This is a genomic window from Devosia sp. T2-14 (genome assembly GCF_055397495.1).
Window position 1 is genome coordinate 999866 of record NZ_AP027921.1, and the last position, 25779, is coordinate 1025644.

The window sequence follows — 25779 nt, forward strand, 5'->3', positions numbered from 1 at the left end:
ACATCGCGTTCGCGGCAACACGCCCCAAAAAACTTATCCCCGTCCACCGCCCTCGCGCCATACTCCTCCCATCAGCCGTGCTGGCGATGGGGTTGCAACGATCAACTGCACGGCGACTGTCGGGAGGGCTGGGGATCGTTACCCGGCCTGGGTCCGCGGAAGGTGGCAATGCCACCAGAGAGTCCGCCCACCAGAAATCCCGGCGCCCCGGGGCGAGTTGCGCCTCACTAAACTACCAAACCAGGGGCGAAACCCGCCTCGGGGCACCATCTCCGCTGCGCAAACCGGGAGCCAAATCGGCCGGCCGGCGCTTTCGGCCGAAATCTTCCTGGCGGGGCCTGTCGAAGTCTTCCCCCGCCAACCGTCGTCATGTCAGATGGCGGCCGAGGGGATCGCCAGTCACTTCCGGGAGAACCACATGCGTAAACTGATCGCCGGCCTGTTCCACTCCATCGATGGCGTGGTCGAAGCACCCTACAAGTTCCAGTTCGACAGCTTTGACGAAGACCTTGCCGCCTCGCTCACCGCCATCCAGGAGCGCGTCGATACCGTCCTGATGGGCCGCATCGGCTATGAGGAATGGGCGGGCTACTGGCCCACCGCCACCCAGGATGGCGATTTCGCCACCTTCATCAATACCACGCCCAAGCACGTCGCCTCTGACACGCTGAGCGGGCCGCTGAGCTGGCAGAATTCCACCCTGATCGAGGGCGATCTGCTCGATTTCGTGCGCGACCTCAAGCAGCAGCCCGGCCGCGACATCGCCGCCATGGGCGGCATTTCGCTGGTGCGCCAGCTGCTGTTTGCCGGCCTGATGGACGAATTGATGCTGATCACCCACCCGGTGATCGCCGGCGAAGGCCGCCACCTGTTCGAGCCGGGTGATCCGACGACCCGCCTCGAGCTGATCGGCAGCCAGCAGACCGCCAAGGGCAATATCGTGCAGACCTATCGCAAGCGCGCCGAATAGACCGGCTGCGGCCGCGCGCGCTTTGACAGGCCCGGCAAATACGCTCATGACTGCTCCGTGGGACCGCCGGGGGTGCAGCGCCATGAAGGGTATCGCCAGTTCTGTTGCTGTCAGGCGCGCGCTGCCGCTGCTGCTCACTGCCCTCCTGGCTCCCTCGGCTCATGCGCAGAACGAGATCGCGCCGGACCAGGCGCTGCAGCTGCAATGCGGCATCTTCTACTCCCTGCTCTCGGACATGGCCGATCCTTCCATCAGCCAGCTGATGAAGGCCTTTGCCGACAGCTTCCTCGATTCCGTCGACAAGGCGCTTGCCGCCGAGGGCCGCTCGGCGGCGCAGCGCTCCGATATCGGCGCCTTTTACGCCGCCCCGATTGCCGATGCGCTGGCCGGAGGCGTCGATCCCGATGTGCCGCTTGATCGCTGCCCCGGCATTTTCAGCGCGCAGCGTCCGGCCATTGGCGCGGCCTTTGCCGCCGAGCCCCTGCTGCACCAGCAGTTCAGCTGCGGCACCGCCTTCATTCTCGGCTCCGAAATGCTGGGCACCGAAGACGAGATGGATCCGGCCGACCTGCTGAATACCGGCGTCGAACTGATCGAGGCCGCCTATGGCCATCTGGCCGAGCAGGGCGTCGATGAGCTGAGCAGCTTTGCCATTTCGCAGGGCTATACGATGACCATCAGCCAGGCCCTCTCCCCCGATGGCGACGGCAATATCGGCTTTTCCTACGACGAATGCATGGCCCTGGCCGGCTAGCCAGCTTATCCCCGGGCTCCACCGCTCTTCTATTATGGCCTCGTGCCGGGAAGCAGTGGTGATGGTGGTTGGGGAGGGCTTATCGCGGCCGGCGCCGCCGCATCAGATATAACAGCCCCGCGCCCGCGGCCACGAGGACCAGCCCGATATAGAGCCACTGGCTCTGGCCTGACATGACGCTGCCGCCCAGGATATTGGCACCCTGCAAAATCCAGACGAGCCCGATAAGCATCAGCACGACTGCGACAATGGTCCCGATCCAGGTCATGGCGGCCTCCATCGCCACACGATGCGCCCGGAAGCGACCGGCGGCAAATCACGAAGCGGCGGCCAGCCGTTCGAAAGCCGAGGGGCGCGATGGCACGGCCAGCGCGGCGCCGATGGCATCAGCACATTGCTCGGGCGTCATGCTGCCGGTATCGACCTCAAGGTCATAGATGCCGGGATCATGCACCGCATCCTGCCAGCGCTGCACCGGTTCGGGAATGCCGGGGCCACTGGCATAGAACCCGCCCTGCGGGTCGGCATTGCGGCGCGCCATGATCACCTCGATCGGGCAGCGCACCCCGACGAACAGCACATCGAAGCCCGCCATGCGCCGGGCGCTGGCCGCCAGGATGCCGAGCGGCCGCGAATAGAAATCGTGATGCCCGAGGTCCGCCACCACATCCAGCCCCTGCTCGGCATGGGCGGCGATGGCGCCGTAAAGCGACGCATAAAGCCTTGTCACCATGGGCTCTAGATCGGGCCGTTCCCCACCGGGCCGCAAACCTATCCCCGGCAGCAGATCCTGTGGCAGCATGCGGTTCTGGGCATCCACACCCAGGTTGATCCAGTGTCCGGGGAGGTGGCTCTGTATGGCGGTCGCAATGGAGGACTTTCCCGAACGGGGTGCGCCATTGAGAATGATGATACGTCCCGTCATGGCAGGCGGATCGCCGTCATGTTCTGTCCATTCTGATGCAGGATCAGCGCCGGCGCTGCCCCTTCCAGCGGGTCACTGAAGGTGATCTGGGCATCCACCACCCTGAAGAAGAACCGCCGCTCGCTTTCCGGGAAGATCTCGAACTTCTGCTGGCCGGTCAATTGCACATAGGTGCGCGCGCCTTCCGTGGTGACGGAAATGGTCACCCCCGGCGCCAGCAGGTAATCCCCCGCATAGGCCGGCAGGATGGCCGGATCGATGGCGGCGACAGCGCGCCGTTCCGGCTGCGCGCGGAGCGGAATGGCTTCGTCGAGCAGATGCAGGCCGATATCCTCGATCCCGGCCGTGGTGACCATGTTGGACAGCACCACCACGCCATCGCCGCTGCCGCGCTCGAAGCCGGCAAAGCTGCGGAAGCCCCCCGTAATGCGATTGTGCCAGACGATGTCGCTGTCAGCGGTCGGCAGGATGAACCAGCCAAGGCCGATTTTCTCGTCGCCGCCCCCGGCCGGCCGCGTGCGCGCCAGCATCAGATCGAACGCGGCACGGCCAAAGTCGCCATCGGCAGTGCCACTGGCGGCGGCGATGAACTTGGCGAGGTCGCTCGCCGTCGTCCGCAGAGCTCCCGCCGGCGCAAAGGCATCGAAGTCCCAATGCGGCACCGCCGTGCCCCCGGCATCATGGCCGGTCGCCAGTTGCGGCACGGGGCCGGACGCCAAAGCAAGGCTCGTTTCGTCCATGTCGAGCGGATCGAGAATCCGGCTTTGCAGCAGCGTCGCGAAATCCTGCCCGCTCACATGCGTGATGGCCTGCGCCAGGAGCGCCGTGCCCACATTGGAATATTCGAACTGCTCGCCAATGCCCCGCGTCAGCTGATAGCTGCCGATCCAGTCGAACAGCGCCGCTGCATCAAAGCCGGAATAGGGATTGTCCCCGCCCCGCGCCAGCAGGGCTTCGGGCAGGCCGGAAAATCCGGCGCTGTGGGTGGCAAGATCAAAGGCGGTGATGGCCTTGCCAGCCCGCTCGGGCAGCACGGTGCCCGCAGGCAGGTAATCGGTCAGCGGCGCATCGAGGTCAATCTGGCCGTCGGCCACCATCTGGGCCAGCAGCAGGTTGGTCATCACCTTGGTGATCGAACCGGCTTCAAAAACCGTATGGGCGTCGACGGCGGCGCTGCCTGCACCGGCCAGCGTGCCATGCGAGACGAAGCGGGCGACGCCATCTTCGATCACCGCCACCGCGATCCCGACATTGGCCGCGTCGCGATCGATACGATCGGCGAGAATTTGTCGAATGGCCGCGTCGCCGGGCATTTCGGCCACCGCAGGGGTGGCGGCCAGGGCGATGCTGGCCAGGGCAGCGATGGCGAATTTCATCGTCGGAGCCTCCGGGGTGCAAACCGATTTAGGGTTTGCACGCCCGGCAGGGCAAGGATGAGGCGCGGTTTATTTCGCCTTGTTGGCCATTTCGATGGAATCCAGGATCACCTTCTTGGCGTCCTCATAACCACCGACATGGCTGATCTTGGCCCACTTGCCGGGCTCGAGGTCCTTGTAGTGGGTGAAGAAGTGCTTCACGCGCTCGATCTGGATCGGCTGCATGTCGCCGATATCCTTGATCTCGTCATACATGCGGGTGAGCTTGGGCACGGGCAGCGCGAGGATCTTTTCATCCTGGCCGCCATCGTCTTCCATGAACAGCACGCCGATTGGGCGGCAGCGCACCACGGCGCCGGGCACCAGCGGGCGCGAGTTCATCACGATGACGTCGAGCGGGTCGCCGTCGCCGCACAGGGTGTGGGGCACGAAGCCGTAATTGCCCGGGTAACGCATCGGCGTATAGAGGAACCGGTCGACGAACAGCGCGCCGGAGTCCTTGTCGATTTCGTACTTGATCGGCTCGCCGCCCATCGGCACTTCAATGATAACGTTGAGGTCGTCGGGCGGGTTCTTGCCGGTTGGGATGGCGTCGATGTTCATGGCTTCAGCTCTCGTTCATCGGGGGAGGCGATAAAGTGGCTGCGTTGTGCCCACAACAGGCCGCAAACGCAAGCCAGTTTGGGTGACGAGCTTATGCCGGGCCGGCGTGGCAAGACCATGATCGCGGAGGAATTGTCTTGAAGCAGCGCCTTTCCCTCATCCTCATCGGCATTCTGGGGCTCGCCGGGCTGGCCAGCCCCGCCCAGGCCGCCTTCAACAGCGCCTATACCGATATCAATCTCGATGAGTGCCTGGTGCTCGATGCCGACGATTTCGGCGCCAGCTGGGCCTGTCCGGGCTACAAGGGCTATCCGCTCAAGGTCATGGAAGGCGATCTGCGCTTTTCGCTGGCCTATGGCTTCAATGTCGACAGGGAACCGCGCTGGCAGAGCCTGCCGCCCTTCAACCATCTCGGCCCCAAAATGGAGTGGCGGCTCTCCAACAAGCTGGCGCGCTGGCTGCCGGTGGCCACCATCGTGCGCTATTTTACCGCAGACCCTGAAACCGTCGAGGAGACCGGCCAGGTGCTAGTGGTGACCCAGCTGGTCGAGGGCAATAGCTGCCACATTGCCTATATCGATGCGCGGGCCAATGCGAATGCCAATGACCTGGCGCGCGCCGCCGCCGATGCCTCCGGGCAGTTCAACTGCGCCACCGACGAGGTCGAAATCATCGGCGAGTTCACGGCCTGGTAGGCGGCTGCTATTCGGCGGATTTGCGGGCCTTGCTGACCTGGCTGCGCAGAATGGTGCGGTCGCGGCTGGAAACGCCCAGCAGTTCGGCAATGCGCCAGACCATGTTGTCTTCAAGTTCGTGGTTCTTGCTGTCGGCAAACACCACCGTCCACATCATCCGCACGATCTCGATGCGGTCGTCCATCGACAGCTGGGTCAGGGTCGAGGTGAACTTGTAGAAGTCCACCGCCTCGGCGTCGCGCAAGGCAGCCTGCTGCACCAGCTTATCCACGGACGCTTCGTCCATGTCATAGTGATCCTGCAGGGCCTCCTTGATGGCCTTGCGTTCGGCGTCCTTCATCTGCCCGTCCACCGCCGCTAGGTGCACCAGCAACGCTGCGGTGGCGAGCTTGGGGTCATGCAGGTCAAGCGCCGCTTCCGGCTTGGAGAACAGTCGGGTAATGGCCTCGAACATGGCGCAAGCGTCCTTCGGGGTTGGCAGAGGTCTGACAATGTGGCGTGCCGCGGAGGGGCAGGCCCAGACCTAGCAGCCCCACCCGTTTCCTCAAATGGCCTGCGCGGCTTGAGTGACGCTCTGGGGCCGGCTGATGCCGATGCGCCACAGTGCCGGACGGCAGACCGCTCAATGAAATGACTCGACTCCGAAGAGATTCCGAGTCTAAATGTTCTCTCTTTGTTCACACAGGTGCTCCATGGAGACCTCCACCCGCCAACAGCGCATCGCCGCGCTGCGGGACACTATTGCCGATATCGAGCGCAAGCCGGCGCTGGCGGAAGCACGGGTGCAGGCCGAGCATCGGCAGGGGCAATTTCCGGTGCTGGCTGGCGGGCTCCTGCAGGAGGTTTTCACCGATGAGCGCCGCAATGCCGGCGCCCTGCTCGGCTTCACCCTGGCCCAGGCACGGAGCCTGCTGACCGCGCAGCGGATCGCCGTCATCTACCTGCAGCTGGCCGATGAGGCCCAGAAGCTGGGCATGCCCTATGGCCCGGGCCTGTCGAGTTTCGGCCTTGATCCGCAGGCGCTGATCCTGGTGCGGCCGGCCAATATGGCCGAGCTGCTGTGGGCCGCCGAGGAAGCCATCGCCTGCCGGGCCGTTGCCGCCGTGGTCGCCGATATCGGCAGCCATTCCAAGCTGCTCGACTTCACCGCCAGCCGCCGGCTGAGCCTGCGTTCGGCGGATACGGGCACCTCGATGTTTCTGCTGCGCTACGGACCGAGGCGGGAAGCCAGCGCTGCCCACCTGCGCTGGCGTCTCAGCCCGGTCCGCAGCGCGGCGCAGCGCTTTGATGCCGCCGCGCCTGGCCCCCTGCGCTGGCAGGCCGAACTCGAAAAGGGAACGCTCATCAACAATCAGGCCGAATGGCTGCTGGGCTGGACAGAAAATGGATTCGCAACATTCACTCCTCACCGCCGCAACCGGGACGGGCTCCGCCAAGGAACGTCGCTTCCTCGTGCTGTTCCTGCCCACCTGGCCGACGGACTACCTCAAACGGCGTGACCGCACCCTTGAGGCGCCTCTGGTGCTCTATGAGCACATCAAGGGCGGTTTGCGTCTGGCGGCGCTGGACGCTCAGGCATTGCAGCTTGGCCTGAGCGTGGGCCAGAACCTGGCCGATGCCCGCGCCATCGCCCCTAGCATCACCGTCCGCGAGATCGACCGGCCGCTGCTCGAAGCCGCCTTTGCCGACTTTGCCGACTGGCATTCCAATGCCAGCCCGCTGGTGGCGGTGATGACCGATGCCGCGGCCTTTGGCGATCTGGTGCTCGACATTACCGGGGTGGTGCATCTGTTCGGCGGTGAGCGCGCCATGCTGCGCCTGCTGCTGAGTCGGCTGCGCGAGCTAGGTTACACCGTTTCAGGCGCCGTCGCCCCCACCATCGGCGCGGCCTGGGCCGTCAGCCATTTCGCCCGCAGCCAGGTGGTGGAAACCGGCGATCTGGAAACCGTGCTTGAGAGCCTGCCTATCAATGCCCTGCGACTGACCGAGGCGCAGATTGCCGGATTGAACCAGATGGGTCTCAAGTCGATCGGACAGCTCCGCTCGCGCGAACGCAAGCCGCTGCAGGCGCGGTTCGGCGCCTCACTGCTGGCCCGGCTCGACCAGGCCTATGGCCGCGTGCAGGAGCGCATGACCCCTCGTCTGCCGGTGGCCGAGCGCTATGCCGAGCGGCGGTTTGCCGACCCGATCGGGCTTTTGGACGATGCCCTGATGACCTGCCACGACCTGGCCATCCAGCTCGGCATCCGCCTCGAGGCCGAGGGCCTGGGCGCCCAGAGCTTCCACCTCATGCTCTATAGGGTCGACCACAAGGTCATGACGCTGTCGGTCAATTCAGTCCGGCTGACCCGCGACCCCAAGCACATCACCGCGCTCTTTTCCAACCGCGCCGAGCGCCTGGCCGGCGAATATGATGCCGGCTTCGGCATCGACATGATCCGGCTGGCGGTCAGTTCGGTGGACGGACTTGATGCGGCCCAACTTGGCGCCTTTTCGCACCAGGGCATGGCCGAGGATCTCGACCAGCTCAATGACCGCATGAGCAGCCGGCTCGGCACCATGGCGGTGCTGAAAACGCAGCTGGTCGCCAGTCACATTCCCGAGCGGGCTGCCCGCCTCAGGCCGGCCTTGGTCGCCAGCAGCGAACCGCCGCGCGATGCTGCCTGGCCCGCCCCGTCCCGCCCCCTGCGCCTGCTGCCGGTGCCCGAACGGGTGGCGATCAATGCCGAAGTGCCCGATGGCCTGCCCGCCTCGATGATCTGGCGGCGCGACAGCTACAAGATCGAAAAGGCCTCGGGCCCGGAACGACTGGGCGCCGAATGGTGGCGCACCGGCCAAAGGCTGCAACTGGTGCCACCAAGACCGCCGGAGAAAGGCGAGGCACCGCCTTATGTCCCCAAGCTGGCGGTTTTCGATCCGGACGCCGGGACCCGCGACTATTATGTCGTTGAGGACGCCTCGGGCCGCCGCTTCTGGATTTACCGGCAGGGCTTTCACCAGGAAGACGAGCCAGCGGTCTGGTACCTGCACGGATTTTTCGCATGAACCAGGTCGTCACCCTCAACCAGCCCATTGGGAAGCGGGCCCAGGCGCCGCAGGCCACGACAGCTTATGCCGAGCTGGTCTCCACCACCAATTTCTCGTTCCTGCGCAGTGGTTCATCCCCGGAGGAAATGGTGGTGGCCGCCATGCATATGGGGCTCAGCGCCTTTGGCGTCACCGACCGCAACAGCTTTGCCGGGGTGGTGCGCGGCTATGTGAGCGCACGCGACCGGGACAAGCAGCTTTTTCCCGATTTCCGCTATCTGGTCGGTGTGCGCCTCTGCTTTGCCGACGGTACGCCCGATATCATCGCCTATCCCACCAGCCGGGTGGCCTATGGGCGGCTGTGCAAGCTGCTGACCGTCGGCAACCAGCGTGGCGAAAAGGGTAATCCCGTCCTCTACTTCACCGATCTCTTCGGTTCGGGCCACCCCGCTTCGACCAGCGAGCAGGGACCGCCGGAGAATTACGCACAGGGCCAGCTGTTCATTCTCATGCCCGAGGAGACGAACTGGCCGCTGACGGCGCAGACCCTCGATACGCTGTCGCGACTGGCGCCCGGCTGCGTCTGGGTCGCCGGCACGCCCCGTTTTGACGGACAGGACCGGACCCGTCTCAACCGGATAAACGAGCTGGCCAGGGTCCACCGCGCCAGGATGATCGCCAACAATGACGTGCTCTATCATGAGCCCCGTCGCCGCATGGTGCAGGACGTGGTGACCTGTATCCGCGAACATCTGACGCTGGAGACGGCCGGCTGGCGGCTCGCCGCCAATGCGGAGCGCCATCTCAAGCCCGCCGATGAAATGGCGCGCCTGTTCCGTGAACATCCCGATGCCATCGCCGAAACCGGGCGGCTGATTGCCCGCATCGCCTTCTCGCTCGACCAGCTCAAATACAATTATCCCGAAGAGACCGTGGGTAATGGCGAGACCGCACAGCAAACCCTGGAACGCCTGACCTGGGCGGGCGCGGCAAAGCGTTACCCCAATGGTCTTTCCGACAAGCTCAAGCGGAGCCTGTGGTCCGAGCTCTGCCTCATCGCCTACAAGGGCTACGCGGCCTATTTCCTGACCGTGCATGACATCGTCATGTTTGCGCGCAATGATCGCAAGATCATGTGCCAGGGCCGGGGATCGGCGGCCAATTCCACGGTCTGCTTCTGTCTCGAAATCACCGAGGTGGATCCGGAAAATGCCAATCTGGTATTTGGCCGCTTCATCTCGACCGAACGCGACGAGCCACCCGATATCGATGTCGATTTCGAGCACGAGCGGCGCGAGGAGGTGATGCAGTATGTCTACAAGAAATATGGCGGCAAGCGCACTGGCCTGACCGCCAATGTCATCTCCTACCGCTCCAAGAGCGCCATCCGCGAGACGGCCAAGGTGTTTGGCGTTTCAGACGACACCATCAATGCTTTCAACCAGTTGCACTGGGGCTGGGGCTCAAGGCTCGATCTGGCCGGCGTGACCGCCATCGGTCTCAATCCGGATGATCCGCTGCTGGCGCAGATGTTCGAGGTCGTCAAAGTACTGCGCGGTTTCCCCCGCCATCTCAGCCAGCATGTGGGCGGCTTCGTCATCACCCGCGATTCGCTGGAGAGCCTGGTGCCGATCGGCAAGACGGCCATGGATAGCCGCATGATCATCGAGTGGAACAAGGATGACATCGACGCGCTGGCCATCCTCAAGGTCGATATTCTGGCGCTGGGCATGCTGAGCTGCCTGCGGCGCGGCTTCGAACTGATGCAGGTGCATTACGGGAAAAAGCCGGCGCTGACCGAGTTGCTGGCCGAAGAAAACGGCAAAGGCCCCTTCGCCAGAGAGCGGGTCTACGCCATGACCCACCGCGCCGATACGATCGGGGTGTTCCAGATCGAGAGCCGCGCGCAGATGTCGATGCTGCCGCGCCTCAAGCCCGTGGAATTCTATGATCTGGTCATCGAGGTCGCCATCGTCCGTCCCGGCCCGATCCAGGGCGGCATGGTCCATCCCTATCTCCGACGCCGGCAGGGTATCGAGCCAGTCAATTATCCTAGCCCCGCCTTGCACGCGGTGCTGAAGCGGACCCTGGGCGTGCCGCTGTTTCAGGAACAGGCCATGCAGATCGCCATTGTCGGCGCGGGCTTTTCGGCCGGCAAGGCCGATCAATTGCGCCGCGCCATGGCCGCGTGGCGCCGCACCGGCAGGATCGCCGAATTTGGCGAGGAATTCATCGGCGGCATGATCAACAATGGCTACACGCCCGAATTCGCCAAACAGAGCTTTGCCCAGATTCAGGGCTTTGCCGAATATGGCTTCCCCGAAAGCCATGCGGCGAGCTTCGCACTGCTGGTCTATGCCTCATGCTGGCTCAAATGCCATTACCCCGACGTGTTCGCCTGTGCCCTGCTCAACAGCCAGCCCATGGGCTTTTACGCGCCATCACAAATCATCCGTGATGCCATTGAGCATGGCGTCGACGTCCGGCCCGTCGATGTCAACCTGTCCGATCTGGAATGCGTGCTTGAGGACAGCCATGAGCCGGATGGGGAGATTCGCTGGGCCAGCCGGCACCTCTGGCCGCAACATGCCTCGATGGCTCAGGACATTCATTCCAACAAGGCCATCCGGCTCGGCTTTTCCCAGGCCATTGGTATGCCTGAGGCGGATGCCAATATCATCGTGGCGCGCCGCGGCACCGGCTACGATTCTGTGCGCGACCTGTGGCTGCGCACCGGCGTGTCCATTGCCAGCCTCGAAAAGCTGGCCCGCGCCGATGGCTTTACCTCGCTCGGCCTCAGCCGCCGCGAAGCGCTCTGGGCGGTCAAGGGCCTGGTCGGCACCCATGGCGCCGATACCCTGCCGCTATTCGAGGCCTCTGGCCGGGTCCAAACCGCAGCCGATACGGAAACAGGCCTGCCCAAAATGCTGCCCGGCGAGGAGGTGATCCACGACTATTCCACCCTCTCATTTTCGCTCAAGGGGCATCCGGTGCAGTTCCTGCGGCCCATGCTGGAGGCGCGGGGGACGACGCGGTCGGACAATCTGCTCAAGGTCACTGCGGGGCATCGCATCGAAGTGGCCGGGCTGGTGCTGGTGCGTCAGCGCCCCGGCACGGCGAGCGGGGTGATCTTCGCCACGCTCGAAGACGAAACCGGCATTGCCAATATCGTCATCTGGCCGAAGGTGTTCGAGGCCAATCGCAAGACGGTGCTGGGATCGCGCATGCTGGCGGTGCGTGGCCAGCTGCAATGCGAGGGCCTCGTGGTCCACATCATTGCCGAACAGCTGACCGACATGACCGGGCACCTGCTCGACCTGGCCAATGGCCTCGATATCGGTGAGCGCATTCTGGCTCACGGCGACGAGGGCCGGAGCGGCCCGCATCCCAGCCGCGACCGCCACGCCATGCTCGAAATCGAGCGGGCCCGCCGCGCGGCCTATGCGGCGCTGCCCGGCGGGCGCAACTTCCACTGATGGGTCAGTCGATGATCCGGTCGATGGCCCGACCCAGTGCGATATCCTTGGCGCTGAGCCCGCCCGCATCATGGGTCGACAGGCGAATGGTGACGCTGTTGTAGCGGTTTGTCCAATCGGGATGGTGGCCCGCCTTTTCGGCCGCCAGCGCCACCCGGCTCATGAAGGCGAAGGCCTCGGAGAAATCCTTGAACTTGAAGACGTGCTCGATCGCATCGTCCGCCGCATCATAGACCCAGCCATTGAGGCCACGCAGGCCTTCTTCGCGTTCTTTGACGGTCAACTTCTCGACCATGCTGTCATCTCCTCTGCCGGGTGTATGGTCCTTATGGATAGGAGCGCAAAACGACGCTTCCGTGGCAATGAACGGGCATGAGCTTCCGCCCCATTGTGGAAAAACTTCAGTTATATCATTAAATTGCTGTTCACCCTGCCAGAGGGAAATTGTCTTGAGGGCCTCGCCGTTGCGGCGCGGCAAGGCGATCTTAATCCCTGCGGCGTTGTAATGGCTTGAAAGGGGAACAGGGTGTTTACGTCCTCGCGCAAGACAATGCCGGCCATCGACTATGTGTCGATCATCCGCTCGGTCTATGGGGACCGTCGGGCGATGCTGGCTGGCGCTTTTGCCAGCGCGTTTGCGGCTGGCCTCTCGGCCTATCGCACGCAGTCGATCGCCCTCTATCTCGTTGCCCTGCTGTTCGTGGTCATCGGCATTGCCCGCTACCTCAACATGACCGCCTTCTGGCGCGCTGCCATCGACAATGACGATGCCGACGCCGCCGAGCAGTGGGAAGACCGCGCCGTCTGGCTCGGCTCGGCGCTAGGGGCCGTCTATGGGCTGTGGTGCCTCGTCGCCATGCTTGTCGTCCAGGATCCCTATGCCGAACTGGTCAGCGCCACGCTGACCATCGCCGCCATGGTGGGCATCTGCGCCCGCAATTTCGGCCTCGACCGGCTGGTCTTCCTGCAGATGCTGCTGGTCATCGTGCCGCTTTCGGTAGGCCTGTTGCTGCGCGGCGATGGCTACCACCCCGTCCTGGCCATCCTGCTCTTCGTCATGCTCACCAGCTTCCGCAAGCTGGCGGGCGACATCCGGTCCATCCTGCTCAGCGCCGTGCATGGGCGCGTCGAAGCCTCGCGCCTGGCCGCGGAACTGGACATGGCCATGACCACGCTCGAACACGGCCTGTGCATGCTGGACGAGCGCGGCGTCATCTCGGTGGCCAATGAACGCGCCATCCGGCTGTTCGCCTTGGTCGGCCTGCCCAATCCTGTTGGACGCCATTTTGGCGTCATGCTCGATGACCTCAACGAAAACAAGACTCTGCCACACACTACCATTGACCGCCTGGCCGACCTGATCCGCGCCCGCACGTCGGGTAAAGTGCTGCTCAGCCTTCCGGCCAATCGCTATTTCGAAGTCACCGTCAGCTCGCGCAACGAGCGCTGCGTGCTGCTGTTCGAGGACATCAGCGACCGCGTGGCCTCCGAAGAGCGCATCAACTTCATGGCGCGCCACGATACGTTGACCGCCCTGCCCAACCGCACCTATTTCGGCGAACTCGCCACCGAGGACATGGAAGCACGGCGCTTCAACGGCGCCCGTCCGCGTACCGTTTCGCTGATGCTCATCGACATCGACGACTTCAAGCATGTCAACGACACGTTCGGCCACATCGTGGGCGACGAGCTGCTGATGCAGGTGGCCCGCCGCCTGCGCAATGCACTGCCGCGCGAAGCCATGCTGGCTCGTCTGGGCGGCGACGAATTTGTCATGTACCGCGCCGAGATCGGAACGCCCGAGGAGGGTCTGGCGCAGGCAGATGCCGACGCCATTCTGGCCGCCTTTGTTCCGCCCTTCGTTCTCGAAGGCCTGACCCTGACCGTGACGGTCAGCGTGGGCCTGGCCACCAGCGCAAATCCACTCGACCCGCTGGAAGGGTTGATGACCAAGGCTGACCTGGCCCTCTATTCGGCCAAGGGCGACGGCAAGGCGCGCAGCCAGGTGTTCCACGCCCAGATGGATATCGACTATCACTACCGCCAGCGCCTCAAGACCGACCTGCGTGAGGCCGTTCACATTGGCGCGCTTTCGCTGGCCTTCCAGCCCCTGCTCGATATCACTACCCGCAAGGTGGTGACCTGCGAAGCGCTGGCCCGCTGGGACCACCCCGAGCTGGGGTCCATTCCGCCGTCGACCTTCATTCCGCTAGCCGAGGAAATGGGCCTCATTTCCGACATCACCAACTGGGTGATCGAGCGCGCCGCGGCGCAATGCGCGCAGTGGCCGGGCGACGTGGGCGTGGCGGTCAACATTTCGGCCCGCGACTTCCGCGGCAGCGACCTCGGCGCTTTGGTCAATGGCGTGCTGAGCCGTTCCGGGCTCGCTCCGTCACGACTGGAAATCGAAGTGACCGAAACCGCCGTCATCGAGGAGCGCGAGATTGCCCACCGCGTGCTGACCGAGCTGGCAGGCAAGGGCATTGCCATTGCGCTCGATGACTTCGGCACGGGCTATTCCTCGCTGAGCTATCTCAACGCGCTGCCCTTCACCAAGCTCAAGATCGACCGCTCCTTTGTCGATGACATCGCTACCAACTCCCGCTCGCTGCGCCTGCTGGCCAATGTCGCGCGCCTTGGCCGCGACCTCGACCTGACGGTGATCGCCGAGGGCGTGGAAACCGAAGAGCAGCTGAACGCCATGCTGGAGCATACCCAGATACAGCAGGTGCAGGGCTATTTCTTCAGCCGCCCCCTGCCCGAGCGCGATATCGGCGAACTGATCGGCCGGTTGAATGCCGCGCCCAAGCAAATCGCTACGATGGTTAATGCCCGTTAACCCTTTGCGTTAAGCCAAATATTTGCCCCGGTAAACAGCCGGACCGGTCCACAGCCCGCGTTTTTCCCCGTGTCAGTATGGTGAATAAACAGTTAAGGTCCGCGCGTTCATTGGGGGCAATTGGTAATGAGTGCGGCGTCCCAGCCACAATCGAGCGCGTCTCGTTTTGCTGTCACATTGATAGATCTGCTCGACCGGGTCGAGTATCGCCGGGTCTCGATCGACGAGCAATTCGATCCCGTCTACCGCCTGCGCTATGAAGCGTATCGCCGCGAAGACTTCATCCCGGTGAACTCTCAGGAAATCACCCGCGACGACTATGACAACGCGGATAATTGCTACTGCTTCGGGGTCTATATCGACGGCACGCTGGTCAGCTCGCTGCGCTTCCATCATGTGACCAAACAGAATCGCATCTCCCCCAGCCGCACCATCTGGCCTGAGATTCTCGAGCCTATGCTGGATCGGGGCGACGGCTATATCGACCCCAGCCGCTTCACCGCCGACCACGATGCCTCGCTGGCCCTGCCGGCTTTGCCCTATCTGACACTGCGCATCGTCGCCATGGCGAGCGAGCACTTTTCCGTCCGCTACTGCATCTCTTCGGTGCGCCCGGAACATGCCGCCTTCTATCGCCGCGTGTTCGGCTCGGAACGGCTGGGCGATGAGCGCTATTGGGGAGAATTGCGCTTTCCGGTCTGCCTCTATGCCGCCGAAGTGCCCGTGATCCGCAACCGCGTTGCCGACCGCTTCCCCTTCTTCATGTCGACCGAGGAAGAGCGCGAAGCACTATTCGGGCCAGGCCTTGGGCCCCGCAAGATCGTCTCTCCCACCGCGCGCCTCGCTCACCGCCTGCGCCTCATCGAAAACGCCGTGGCCGAATAGACCCGCTGGTCAGACCGGGCCGGTGGTCTGGCGGGTGACGAGGCGGGTGTCGAGCGTGTAGCGAATGTCCTGGGACGTATTGTCTTCCAGCCGGTCGAGCAGGATTGAAACGGCCGTGCGGCCGGCCTGCAGGGTCGGGCTCGACACGCTGGTCAGGGCGGGATAGGTGGTGGCGCCGATAACATCGTCGCAGCCGATGACGCTGAAGCGCGCGGGCACCGGCACATCGCGCTCGGCAAGCCCGCCCATGACGCCCTGCGCCATCAGATCGTCGAAGCAGATGGCCGCGCTTGCGCCAGCCGCGAGAATTTTCGGCACCTGGGCGCGGCCCGATTCGTAGTTGGCCATATCGGCATAAACGATGCTGGCCTCGATACCGGCCAGCTTCACCGCCCGCTTGAAGGCATTGCGCCGCTGCCGGTTCGACCAGGATTTGCTGGGGCCGCTGACATAGACGATGTTGCGATGGCCCAGCGCCACCAGATGCGCCACCGCCTCGGACACACCAATGCTGCTGTCGATCAGCACGCGGGGAATGCCCTCGACGTCGCGGTTGACCAACACGATCGGGCGCAACTGCCCCGCTTCGATGATCTGCTCGTCGGAAAGACGGCTCGACACCAGGACGACCCCTTCCACCTGCCCGGAAAACCGCTCCAGAAGCTTGGCCTCCTGGTTGGGATTCTCGTCCGAATTGCCCAGGAACACGCAGAAATCGGCGCGATCGGCCTCGACCTGCGCGCCGCGGATCAGCGGAGGAAAGAAGGGGTTGGACACATCGGGTACGATGAGCCCGATATTGCCGTGACGGCCGGTGCTGAGGGCGCGCGCGGTGTGGTTTGGCGCATAGCCCATCTCCCGGGCCAGCTCGCGAATGCGGTCGGCAGTGGCCTGCCCAATGGCTTCCGGCCGGGAAAAAGCACGCGACACCGTGGACCGGGAAACGCCTGCTGCGGCGGCCACCTGGCTGATCGTTGGCGCGGAGCGCGAGGGCGGTTTTTGAACCATGACGAACTTTGTGCCTTCGGCTGCAGGTTTTGCCAAGCGAGGCCGGCAGAGGGAACACTATTATCCCACTACAATCGGCCAATCTGACTTGACGCGCAACCGGTTGCGTTAAATGCTGGCACCACTCTCGCGACCACTGGGGAATTCCGACGCACTATGACTACCAACCAAGATCGGGCCGACATCACAGCTCCTGCCGGCGGCATCGCGGTGCACCGCGCCGCCACCCGCGCGGCAATGGGATCGGCTGCGGCACAGGATATCGCGGCGCGCCTTCGCGCTTTGCTCGGCGCGCAGGAGCAGGTGCGGATGATTTTTGCCGCCGCACCCAGCCAGGCCGACATGCTCGAGCGGCTCATTGCCGCCTCGGGGATCGACTGGTCGCGCGTCACAGCCTTTCACATGGACGAGTATATCGGCCTGCCGACTGGCCATCAGCAGCGCTTTGCCAGCTGGCTGGAGGCCCATATTTTCGGCCGCCTGCCCTTCCGGGCGGTCCATGCCCTCACACCTGAACCCGAGCCGGCAGCCGCCGCTGCGCGCTACGCGGCCCTGCTGGCTGAGGCCCCCATCGACATGGTTTGCCTCGGCATCGGGATCAACGGCCATATCGCCTTCAATGACCCGCCGGTGGCCGATTTCGCCGACCCCCTCGACGTCAAGATCGTGACGCTCGATCAGGTGTGCCGCCAGCAGCAGGTGAGCGATGGGTGTTTCCCCGATCTTGATGCCGTGCCGCGCCAGGCACTCACTCTCACCGTTCCCCGCCTGATGCGCGCGAAGGGTCTCTTCTGCGTGGTGCCCGGCGCGCAAAAACGCGACGCGGTGATCCGCACCCTGACGGGCCCGATCGAAACCGCCTGCCCGGCCAGTATCCTGCGCACCCATTCCGACTGTACCCTTTATCTCGACAACGAGTCCGCACCATGACCCAAGCCCTCGACGCCGATGCCCTCTGCGCCCAGTATCTGGACACGACCATGGCCCTGATGCGCCGCATTCTCGCGGAGGAGCGCGACAGCCTCGATCGCGCCGCTCAGCGCGTGGCAGAGCAGATCACCGCCGACCGGCTGGTACATGTCTATGGTCCGGGGGGACACTCGAACCTGGCCGCGCAGGAGATATTCTTCCGTGCCGGTGGCCTGATGCATGTGAGCGCCATTCTCGACGAGGGCACGCTGCTGTCCAATGGGGCGCTGCGCTCCATGGCCATCGAGCGCACGCCCGGCTATGCCAAGGCGGTGATTGCCGACCAGACGCTGGGCGAAGGGGACCTGCTGATCCTCGTCAACGCCTACGGCATCAATGCCGCGCTGATCGACGCTGCCATCGAAGCCCGGCGCAACGGCGTATTCCTGATCGGTGTCAGCTCGCGCGAGCATGCGGAATCGACACGGGCAGAGCATCCGGCACGCCACCCCACGCGCGCCAACCTGCACGACCTCGTCGATATCGCCATCGACTGCAAGGTGCCTATCGGCGATGCCGTGCTGCGCCTCGACGGCATGAGCCAGGACATTGCCGCCATCTCGACTTTCGCCAATGCCTATGCGCTCAACTCGCTGGTCATCCGCACCGTGGCCAAGTTGGTCGATCAGGGCATCGAACCGCCGGTCTGGCGCAGCGGCAACGCCCCCGATGGCGACGCGCTCAACGGGCGGTTCATCGCCAAGTTCCGGAACCGGGTCCGCTGGCTATGACGACAACGATCACCGGCCGCCTGCCGGAATCAGGCGAAACCGTCGCCATAACCGTCTCGGGCGGGGTGATCGTAGACATTGCGCCGGCGGAAGCGCCGGTGCAGCATTACATCGCGCCGGGCCTGATCGACCTGCAGGTCAACGGCTATGCCGGCCATGACCTCAACGATGGCAAGGTGACCCCCGAAACCGTCGCCGCTCTGTGCGAGACGCTGCTGGCCCTCGGCGTCACCACATATCTGCCCACGGTAATCACCGCGTCGGAAGCTGCCATCATTGCGGCTCTGGCCGCCATCGCAGAGGCACGCCGCAGCAATCCGGTTGCAGCGGCGATGATCCCCTATGCGCATGTGGAAGGGCCCTCCATCGGCCGCGAGGACGGGCCGCGCGGCGCCCATCCGCTCGAGCATGTCCGGGCGCCCAGCCTCGTAGAATTTGCCCGCTGGCAGGCCGCCTGCGGCGGGCTGGTTGGCATGGTGACCCTGTCGCCGGACTATCCGAACGTGACGGATTACATCACGGCGCTCACCGAGCAGGGGGTGCATGTCGCCCTGGGCCATACCGGCGCCACCGCCGACCAGGTCCGCGCCGCCGTCGCGGCAGGGGCTGTGCTGTCCACCCATCTGGGCAATGGCTCGGCGGCGCAGATTCCGCGCCATCCCAATTTCCTCTGGGCGCAACTGGCGGCCGACGATCTGACTGCGACCTTCATTGCCGACGGTTTTCACCTGCCCGCCGATGCCCTCACCACCATGCTGCGGGCCAAGGGGCTGGAGCGAAGCGTGCTGGTCTCGGACGTCGTGGCACTGGGCGGCATGCCGGCGGGACGCTATGCCAACCCGATCGGGGGCCTCGTTGACGTGCGCGCCGATGGCCGCATCGGCGTCGCCGATACGCCCTATCTGGCGGGTGCCGGATTGCCGCTCATCGCCAATGTCGCCATTGCCACCCGCCTCGCAGGCCTGTCGCTGGCCGATGCACTGATGCTGGCGTCGCGCAATCCCGGCCGCTTCTGCGGCGGAAGGGGACAGCTCGAGGTTGGAGCCGCTGCCGATCTCATCTGCTTTGACTGGCAGCCAGGCGACGACAAGCTGGCGATCCGGGAAACCTATGTCGGCGGTGAGAGGGTGTTTGCCCGATGATTCGTGCCGGAGCTGCCGTGGTCGACATCACCCCGCCCGCCGGGCTGGCCATGTCGGGCTTTGTCGCCCGCACCGAGCCGGCCACCGGCGCCCATGACCCCTTGACCGCGCGGGCGATTGCCATCAACGACACGGCCCTGCTGGTGGCCGATGTCATCGGCATTGATGCCGCGATGAGCGCCCGCATTCGCGCGCGCTGTTGCCTGCCGGATGGCCACGTCATGATCGCGGCCTCGCACACCCATGGCGGACCGGTATCGATGAACAACCGCCTGTCTGGCCACGCCGATCCCGGCTATCTGCGCCAGCTCGAAGATGGCTGCGTCGCCGCTATCGACCGCGCCGTCGCAAGCGCCGCACCCGCCCGCCTCAGCATCGGCATGGGGTCTGATCCCGATGTCGCCCGCAACCGGCGCCATCCGCAGGGGATTACCGACAAGGCGCTGCCAGTGCTGCGTATTCGCAGTGAAGACGGCAGCATGATCGCCATGCTCATGGCCTATGCCTGCCACCCGGTGGTGCTGGCTGCCGACAATCGGCTCTGGACGGCCGACTACCCCCATTTCACCCGCAGCGCCCTTGAGGGAGCCCACCCCGGCGCCATTGCCGTTTTTGCCATGGGCTGCGCCGGCGACGCTAATACCGGTCACTCCGCGCAGGCTTCGGTGACACTAGCGGCCAATCCCGATCGCAGTTTTGCTACCGCCGAGCGGATTGGACACGCCATCGCACAGGCGGCCCTTGCCGCACCAGAACACCCACTGACCGGCACCATTGCCGCCCTCAATCAGCAGGTGAGCCTCTCCCTACAGCGGCGCGAGAGCGATCTGCTGCCCGAGTTGGCGACACAGTGGCGGCAACAGGCCATCGACTCCGACCCGGTGCGGCAGTCGCTGCTGACCTGCTGGGCCGATTGGGCCGACAAGGCGCAGGGGGAACCCTTGGCGCCGCTCTCCGCCCGCGTCAGCGCGCTTAACTGGGGCGGTCTGCCCATCATTGGCCTGCCCGGCGAGATCTTTGCCTCCACCGGCGTGACGCTGCGCGGCCATTGGCCGGGCGGGCAGGCATTCGTGCTTGGCTTTGCCGATGACAATCCGGGCTATCTGCCCCCCGGCGAAGAATACGGCTTTGGCGGCTACGAGGTCGAAGAGGCCCATCGCTACTACGGCATGCCAGCCAGCTTTGCCCCCGGCAGCGCGGAGCAGCTGGCGCAAGCCGCCATCGGACTGCTTGACCAGATGAAGCGGAAAACCGCATGAGCATGGAATGGATCAAAGGGGCCCGCGAACGCTACATCGCGGCCAATGCGCTGGGCCTGCGCTGGATGCTCGATCGGCCGCTGTTGGATGGGCGCTGGATCAACACCAAGGTCAACAGCATTACCATGGCCGACTATGGGCCGCAGGATGGCCTGCGCGGTCCCGGCTACATCTATGGCTGGATCCAGGGCCGCGCGCTTGAGGCCATGGTCACCCATTCGTGCGCCTTTGCCGGGATAGATGATGCCCTGTCGCAGCGCCTCGATGCGGCGGCACGGACACTCTATGCCGAGCTGGCCACCGAGCAGGCGCGTGATGGTCATGTCTATTTTTGCTACGGTGCGGATGGGATGCCGATCCTGCCCGATGGAACGCCGCAATGTGCGGCCGGCGACATCTATAGCTATTCGGACGCCTTTGCCGCCAAGGGGCTGGTGGCCGCGGCGGCCGCCTTCGGCCTTCCGGGGCTCGACGGACATCTCGACTATCTCCAGCGCGTCGTTGCCGCCATTCCCGCCGGGCGCTTCCAGATGAACGAGAAGGGTCCGCTGGGCGATGCGGCGCTCAGCGCGCAGGCGGCCGACTTTGGTCCGCGCATGATCCTGCTCGGCGCTGGTGAAATGCTGCAGCGCTTCGGCCTCGATGCACATGGCGACTATCTCACCGGTTTCATCCAGCACATTCTCGATAACCATGTCGATCCGGCTTCCGGGCTGATCCGCGACGTGCCGGGCCTTGATGCCTGCAATATCGGACACGGCATCGAGTTCGTGGGTTTCGCGCTCGCGGCTCTGCCCCAGACGGCGCCCGCCCAGCTGATCGAGCGGCTTGAGGCGAGCCTTCAGGCCTCGTTCCGCTCGGGGCTGCGGCTGCCCGGTCTGGTGCTTTCGGTCTCGGCGGCAAGCGGCGCGGTGCTCGACGCCAAGCGCCCCTGGTGGTCTCTGCCCGAAACCATTCGCGCCGCGGCCCTGGCCTATGAGCGCACCGGCAACCCGGCAACGCTCACCATCTGGCGGCAGGCCGACACGGCGTTCTTCGGCAACTACTGGCGCGCAGACCGCGGCCTGGCCCACCAGACCATGACGGCCTGCGGCCCGCTGGACTTTGTGCCGGCTACGCCCGATCTCGATCCCGGCTATCACACCGGGCTCAGTCTGCTGGCGGCCATCAGGGTGGCCGACCGTCTCACTGCCTGAACAAAAAGAAGGCCGGTCGCAAGACCGGCCTTTAAGTTTCCGGCGAAACAGTGCCAGTCAGGAAAACAGTTCGGACATTGACTTGCCGATGACCTTGGTCGCGGCCAGAACCAGCACCAGTGTCACCACGATGGTGACCGAGCCGATCGCTGCGGCCGCTGCGACTTCCTGGGTTTCCAGACGCTCATAGATGGCGATGGAAATGGTCTTCCAGCGCGCCGAATAGAGCATGACGGTGGTGCTCATTTCGGAGATGAGCGTGGTGAAGACGATGATCGCGCCAGCCAGGATGCCCGGCGCAATCAGCGGAATCGTCACCTTGCGCATCGTCACGCCCCAGCTGGCGCCGGCAACCGTGGAAGCCTCTTCCATCTTGGGGTCGACCTGCGCCACCGCTGCCACCACCGAGCGGTAGATATAGGCGATGCGGCGCACGAAATAGCCGATGACGATGATCGCGGCCGTACCGGTCAGCGCGATGGGCCCGCTATTATAGGTCACCAGCAGCGCCACGCCGGTCACGATGCCCGGAAGGATGAATGGCAGCATGATGGTGAGATCGAGCGCCCACTTGCCTGCAAAGGTCTTCCGTTCGGCGACATAGCCGGTCAGCGTGCCGAAGATGACGCAGAGCACGGTGGCGACGGCCGCCAGGATCAGGCTGTTCTGCAGCGGTTCGACGATGCGGCTGAACACGTAGACATAATTGCCCCAGCCGAACTTGGTGGGCCAGAGCGTACCCGGCCACTTCTCGGCAAAGGATGTGAAGATCACGACCAGCTGCGGCAGCAGAGCGAGCGTCAGGAGCCCCCACACATAGAGGTTCGCGACGATCTTGATGCCACGCCCGGTCTGCAGGGCCGCGCGCCGCGTCGTGCTGCCCACGGTCACGAAGCGGCGCTTCTTGTTGACTCGAATGAGAAACAGGATGGCGACCAGCGTGATCAGTACGTTGACGAGGGCAATCGCTGAGGCGGCGTTGAGATTGAAGAAGCCGTGGATCTGAAAGTACATCAGCGTCGACAGCACATACATTTCGCCACCCAGGACGGCCGGCGTGCCGAACTCGCCCAGCGCTTCGATCAGCACGATCATCGCACCCGCCAGCATGGGCGGAATGGCCAGTGGCAGCACCACCGTGCGCAGGATGCGCCAGCGCGACGCCCCCATCACCCGGGCACTCTCTTCCAGATGCGGATCGACCGCCGTGAGCGCCCCCTGCACGAACAGGAACACATAGGTGAAATTGGACAGAACCATCGACAGGATGACGCCGAAATAGCCGTAAACGGGCGGCATCTGAATGCCGAACCACTGGTTGAGATACTGCGTCAGGATTCCGCTGCGGCCGAACAGGACCACCCAGGAATAGGCGCCGATGAAAGGCGGCGAGATCAAAGGGATGATCGACAGCGCCATGATCAGGGGCTTGTGCGGAATATCCACGCGCGCCACGAAATAGGCGGCGGGCACCGCCACCACCGTCGCCAGAATGGTGACGATGACGCCGATAACGACCGTGTTGAGCAGTGCCTTCTGGTACATCGCCGATGTCCAGAAGCGAGAGAAGTTCTCGATCGTGCCATTGAGGATGTTGAACGCCTCGCCCGAGGGAGCAAAGCTGTTCAGCAGCGTCGTGCCGATCGGATAGAGCAGGAAGGCGACCAGCACGAAAATGGTCAGGCCACCCGCCAGATAGGGGGTGACATTGAGCCGCCGCTTGGGCCGGGCGGCACTCAGTGCGATATCGCTCACCGTGCAGCCTCCTCGAACACCAGGCCCTGCGTATTGAGGCCGAAGCGCACGGCATCGCCTTCGCTGACGCCGGGGGCAAAGGCCGGCAGGTCGACAATAACCTGGCTGCGCGCCTGATCGGTTTCCACCATGTAGCGCACGAAGGTGCCAAGGAACTGGATGCGCACGGCGCGGCCGGTGAACGAGGCCTCATCGCTGCGTTCATTGGCGGCGCCCAGCCACATCTTTTCCGGGCGCGCCATCATCAGCGCCGCTTCCGGCTTGCAGAACCAGTCGCTTTCATCGGCAGCAGCCGTAATGGTCCGCGCCCCGGCAAAGCGGGCGCCGCCACGCGCCACCACCGAAGCATGGCCCTGGTCGCGGGATTCAATATTGACCGGGAAGAAGTTGGCCTTGCCGATAAAGTCGGCGACAAACAGCGATGTTGGCGTAGCGTAGATGTCGTAGGGCGCGCCCAGCTGCATCAACCGGCCCTTGGAGAACACCGCGATGACGTCGGAAATCGCCATCGCCTCTTCCTGGTCATGGGTCACATAGAGCGCCATGACGCCGAGCGTCTTCTGCAGGCGACGGATTTCGTCGCGCATTTCCACGCGCAGCTTGGCATCAAGGTTAGCCAGCGGCTCATCAAGCAGCAGCATATCTGGGTGATAGACCAAAGCGCGGCCGATCGAGACGCGCTGCTGCTGACCACCGGACAGGTCGGCGGGGTAGCGCTGCGCCAGGCCATCGAGGCGCAGCATGGCCAGTGTCTCGGTGACACGCTGCTTGACGGTTGCCTCGTCGGCACCGCGCAGGCGCAGCCCATAGGCAGCATTCTCGAACACCGTCATATGCGGGAACAGCGCATAGGACTGGAACACCATGCCGATATTGCGCTCGAACGCGTTCTTGCGGCGGAAATCGGTGCCATTGGCCAGGATCTGCCCCGAGGTGATGGTCTCGAGGCCCGCGATCATGCGCAGCGTCGTGGTCTTACCGCAGCCGGAGGGCCCGAGCATGGTGAAGAAGGTATTGCCCGCAATGTCGAAGGACACATCCTTGACGGCGGTCGACGGCCCTTCCGGCGTCTGGAACACCTTGGTCAGATCGCGCACCGAGAACTGGGCTTGCGCCGGCGAAGTTGAGGCCATTAGTGTTTTCCTGCGTAGATGATGAGGATGCTGCGATCATCCCCGAAATTCTTCCCGACGCGGCCCTTGGTGCTGGCATGGGGGCCAATGCGGTCGGGATCGATGCGGTCGGCTTCTGCCAGGGACTGCTCCCAGGCGGCGATATCTGCGGTGGCGGGCTGGGTGGGGTAGCCGTCCGAGCTCAGCTCCAGCGTCTCGATGTCTGCGACCGGCACATCGAGAAGGCGCACAACCGGTTGCGCATCGCTGACGCCGTCGAGCACCATGGCATCGAAACCGCCCGGATTGGCGCGGATACCCTCAAGTCCGGCGCCGAGAATAAAATCGGCGACGTCAAGGTCATGACCACAGGCGTCCAGCACGGCCGGATCGGCGCGCACGCTGGCAAGAATGGCGGCGAGATCGTCGTCCGTCAGCGGTCCCGGCAGAGCCTGACCCGAAGCCGGCCCCTGAACGATGAACTGGCGCGCCACCGGGCGGACGCTGTCGACATCGAGCCCCTTGGCGACGAGGATCGCCCAGGCCGCAGCACGCGCCTTCGACAAGACAGTGTCCCCCGGGAAATGATGATCGAGCACCGGCCGGCCATTGAGCCGGATGCTGCAATCGCCCAGTGCGATCAGCCGGACGGTATCGCCGCAAATCAGCGCGGCCGAGAACGCGGCCCGGAAGCGCTGGCGACCCGAGGCGATTTCTTCGACAGGAATGCCGATCCGCTGGTACGTCGCGGCGATGGCATCATTGAGCGATGCGATAAGGTCATTGGGTTCCGGCAGCGCGGCAAACGCCCCAGCCCCGGCAGCGGCCAATGCTTCAGCCACGGCCTGCGCCGCCAGATGCCCGCCAGTGGCGCCCTGCCCCAGGCGATCATCGTAGCGCAATCCGCTCAGGTCGGTGGCGCCGTCGATGACGGCATAGACGCGCCCCGGAATGGCGACGATGCGATCTTCGTTGGTATTGGGCGAGTCGGGGTTTTTGGCCTGCGTGAAGCCTTCAAAATGTAGCAATGTGAGATACCCGTAGTGGTCGTGGAGCG

General features: G+C 64.4%; 23 protein-coding genes. 13 read left to right on the top strand and 10 right to left on the bottom strand.

Annotated elements, in window-relative coordinates; genetic code table 11:
• Positions 1-418 precede the first annotated feature (418 nt).
• Positions 419-970 (top strand): dihydrofolate reductase family protein, encoded by a 552-nt coding sequence (locus ACZ5WT_RS04890; RefSeq protein WP_464286267.1) that lies wholly within the window; start codon positions 419-421, stop codon positions 968-970.
• 82 nt (positions 971-1052) lie between these two features.
• Positions 1053-1724, top strand: a complete 672-nt coding sequence (locus tag ACZ5WT_RS04895; RefSeq protein WP_464286268.1) for a hypothetical protein — start codon at positions 1053-1055, stop codon at positions 1722-1724.
• Positions 1725-1803: 79 nt separating this feature from the next.
• Here ACZ5WT_RS04895 and ACZ5WT_RS04900 read toward each other — a convergent pair whose 3' ends face one another.
• The 4 genes from ACZ5WT_RS04900 to ppa all read right to left on the bottom strand — a co-directional run bounded on the left by ACZ5WT_RS04900 (position 1804) and on the right by ppa (position 4628).
• Positions 1804-1992, bottom strand: a complete 189-nt coding sequence (locus tag ACZ5WT_RS04900; RefSeq protein WP_464286269.1) for an LPXTG cell wall anchor domain-containing protein — start codon at positions 1990-1992, stop codon at positions 1804-1806.
• A 48-nt stretch (positions 1993-2040) separates the two neighbouring features.
• Positions 2041-2649 (bottom strand): chloramphenicol phosphotransferase CPT family protein, encoded by a 609-nt coding sequence (locus ACZ5WT_RS04905; RefSeq protein WP_464286270.1) that lies wholly within the window; start codon positions 2647-2649, stop codon positions 2041-2043.
• Complete coding sequence (locus ACZ5WT_RS04910; protein WP_464286271.1) at positions 2646-4025, bottom strand: serine hydrolase; 1380 nt, start codon at positions 4023-4025, stop codon at positions 2646-2648. The genes ACZ5WT_RS04905 and ACZ5WT_RS04910 overlap by 4 nt, the downstream gene beginning before the upstream one ends.
• 69 nt (positions 4026-4094) lie before the next feature.
• Positions 4095-4628, bottom strand: a complete 534-nt coding sequence (gene ppa / locus ACZ5WT_RS04915) for an inorganic diphosphatase (RefSeq protein ID WP_464286272.1) — start codon at positions 4626-4628, stop codon at positions 4095-4097.
• 137 nt (positions 4629-4765) lie between these two features.
• Between ppa and ACZ5WT_RS04920 the strand changes: the two genes are divergently transcribed.
• Positions 4766-5323: a hypothetical protein gene (locus ACZ5WT_RS04920; protein WP_464286273.1), complete on the top strand. Its 558-nt coding sequence runs from the start codon at positions 4766-4768 to the stop codon at positions 5321-5323.
• Between the two features lie 7 nt (positions 5324-5330).
• Here ACZ5WT_RS04920 and ACZ5WT_RS04925 read toward each other — a convergent pair whose 3' ends face one another.
• A complete protein-coding gene (locus ACZ5WT_RS04925) occupies positions 5331-5777 on the bottom strand; it encodes a tellurite resistance TerB family protein (protein ID WP_464286274.1) in 447 nt (148 codons plus the stop codon).
• A gap of 238 nt (positions 5778-6015) precedes the next feature.
• Between ACZ5WT_RS04925 and ACZ5WT_RS04930 the strand changes: the two genes are divergently transcribed.
• Genes ACZ5WT_RS04930 through ACZ5WT_RS04940 form a run of 3 tightly spaced genes read left to right on the top strand, consistent with a single transcriptional unit; the run spans position 6016 to position 11826 of the window.
• Positions 6016-6822, top strand: coding sequence for a hypothetical protein (locus tag ACZ5WT_RS04930; protein WP_464286275.1), 807 nt, complete (start codon positions 6016-6018; stop codon positions 6820-6822).
• Entirely contained in the window at positions 6707-8368 is a 1662-nt protein-coding gene (locus ACZ5WT_RS04935; RefSeq protein WP_464286276.1) for a Y-family DNA polymerase, read from the top strand. Before ACZ5WT_RS04930 ends, ACZ5WT_RS04935 begins: the two co-directional genes overlap by 116 nt.
• Positions 8365-11826, top strand: a complete 3462-nt coding sequence (locus tag ACZ5WT_RS04940) for an error-prone DNA polymerase (protein ID WP_464286277.1) — start codon at positions 8365-8367, stop codon at positions 11824-11826. Before ACZ5WT_RS04935 ends, ACZ5WT_RS04940 begins: the two co-directional genes overlap by 4 nt.
• A 4-nt stretch (positions 11827-11830) precedes the next feature.
• Here the strand turns inward: ACZ5WT_RS04940 and ACZ5WT_RS04945 are convergent, their stop codons facing one another.
• The gene (locus ACZ5WT_RS04945) at positions 11831-12121 is read right to left on the bottom strand and encodes a 4a-hydroxytetrahydrobiopterin dehydratase (RefSeq protein ID WP_464286278.1); all 291 of its coding nucleotides are present in this window, start codon (positions 12119-12121) and stop codon (positions 11831-11833) included.
• A gap of 231 nt (positions 12122-12352) precedes the next feature.
• Here ACZ5WT_RS04945 and ACZ5WT_RS04950 point away from each other — a divergent pair, with 231 nt between their 5' ends.
• Together ACZ5WT_RS04950 and ACZ5WT_RS04955 are read left to right on the top strand one after the other, a co-directional pair.
• The gene (locus ACZ5WT_RS04950) at positions 12353-14665 is read left to right on the top strand and encodes a putative bifunctional diguanylate cyclase/phosphodiesterase (RefSeq protein WP_464286279.1); all 2313 of its coding nucleotides are present in this window, start codon (positions 12353-12355) and stop codon (positions 14663-14665) included.
• Between the two features lie 126 nt (positions 14666-14791).
• Positions 14792-15550: an N-acyl amino acid synthase FeeM domain-containing protein gene (locus tag ACZ5WT_RS04955; RefSeq protein WP_464286280.1), complete on the top strand. Its 759-nt coding sequence runs from the start codon at positions 14792-14794 to the stop codon at positions 15548-15550.
• A 9-nt stretch (positions 15551-15559) separates the two neighbouring features.
• Here ACZ5WT_RS04955 and ACZ5WT_RS04960 read toward each other — a convergent pair whose 3' ends face one another.
• Positions 15560-16558, bottom strand: coding sequence for a LacI family DNA-binding transcriptional regulator (locus ACZ5WT_RS04960; RefSeq protein ID WP_464286281.1), 999 nt, complete (start codon positions 16556-16558; stop codon positions 15560-15562).
• Positions 16559-16714: 156 nt separating this feature from the next.
• Between ACZ5WT_RS04960 and ACZ5WT_RS04965 the strand changes: the two genes are divergently transcribed.
• The 5 genes from ACZ5WT_RS04965 to ACZ5WT_RS04985 are packed head-to-tail and all read left to right on the top strand — an operon-like array spanning position 16715 to position 21855.
• Positions 16715-17488 carry a 6-phosphogluconolactonase gene (locus ACZ5WT_RS04965; RefSeq protein WP_464286282.1) on the top strand — a complete coding sequence of 258 codons (774 nt, stop codon included), beginning with the start codon at positions 16715-16717 and terminating at the stop codon, positions 17486-17488.
• Positions 17485-18258: a sugar isomerase domain-containing protein gene (locus ACZ5WT_RS04970; protein WP_464286283.1), complete on the top strand. Its 774-nt coding sequence runs from the start codon at positions 17485-17487 to the stop codon at positions 18256-18258. The genes ACZ5WT_RS04965 and ACZ5WT_RS04970 overlap by 4 nt, the downstream gene beginning before the upstream one ends.
• Positions 18255-19400, top strand: coding sequence for an N-acetylglucosamine-6-phosphate deacetylase (locus ACZ5WT_RS04975; RefSeq protein ID WP_464286284.1), 1146 nt, complete (start codon positions 18255-18257; stop codon positions 19398-19400). The genes ACZ5WT_RS04970 and ACZ5WT_RS04975 overlap by 4 nt, the downstream gene beginning before the upstream one ends.
• Complete coding sequence (locus ACZ5WT_RS04980) at positions 19397-20659, top strand: neutral/alkaline non-lysosomal ceramidase N-terminal domain-containing protein (RefSeq protein WP_464286285.1); 1263 nt, start codon at positions 19397-19399, stop codon at positions 20657-20659. The genes ACZ5WT_RS04975 and ACZ5WT_RS04980 overlap by 4 nt, the downstream gene beginning before the upstream one ends.
• On the top strand, positions 20656-21855 hold the full coding sequence (locus ACZ5WT_RS04985; protein WP_464286286.1) for an AGE family epimerase/isomerase: 1200 nt from the start codon (positions 20656-20658) through the stop codon (positions 21853-21855). The genes ACZ5WT_RS04980 and ACZ5WT_RS04985 overlap by 4 nt, the downstream gene beginning before the upstream one ends.
• 57 nt (positions 21856-21912) lie before the next feature.
• Here ACZ5WT_RS04985 and ACZ5WT_RS04990 read toward each other — a convergent pair whose 3' ends face one another.
• Genes ACZ5WT_RS04990 through ACZ5WT_RS05000 form a run of 3 tightly spaced genes read right to left on the bottom strand, consistent with a single transcriptional unit; the run spans position 21913 to position 25750 of the window.
• Entirely contained in the window at positions 21913-23610 is a 1698-nt protein-coding gene (locus tag ACZ5WT_RS04990; protein WP_464286287.1) for an ABC transporter permease, read from the bottom strand.
• Entirely contained in the window at positions 23607-24743 is a 1137-nt protein-coding gene (locus ACZ5WT_RS04995) for an ABC transporter ATP-binding protein (RefSeq protein ID WP_464286288.1), read from the bottom strand. The genes ACZ5WT_RS04990 and ACZ5WT_RS04995 overlap by 4 nt, the downstream gene beginning before the upstream one ends.
• Complete coding sequence (locus ACZ5WT_RS05000) at positions 24743-25750, bottom strand: hypothetical protein (RefSeq protein WP_464286289.1); 1008 nt, start codon at positions 25748-25750, stop codon at positions 24743-24745. The genes ACZ5WT_RS04995 and ACZ5WT_RS05000 overlap by 1 nt, the downstream gene beginning before the upstream one ends.
• Positions 25751-25779: the final 29 nt, after the last annotated feature.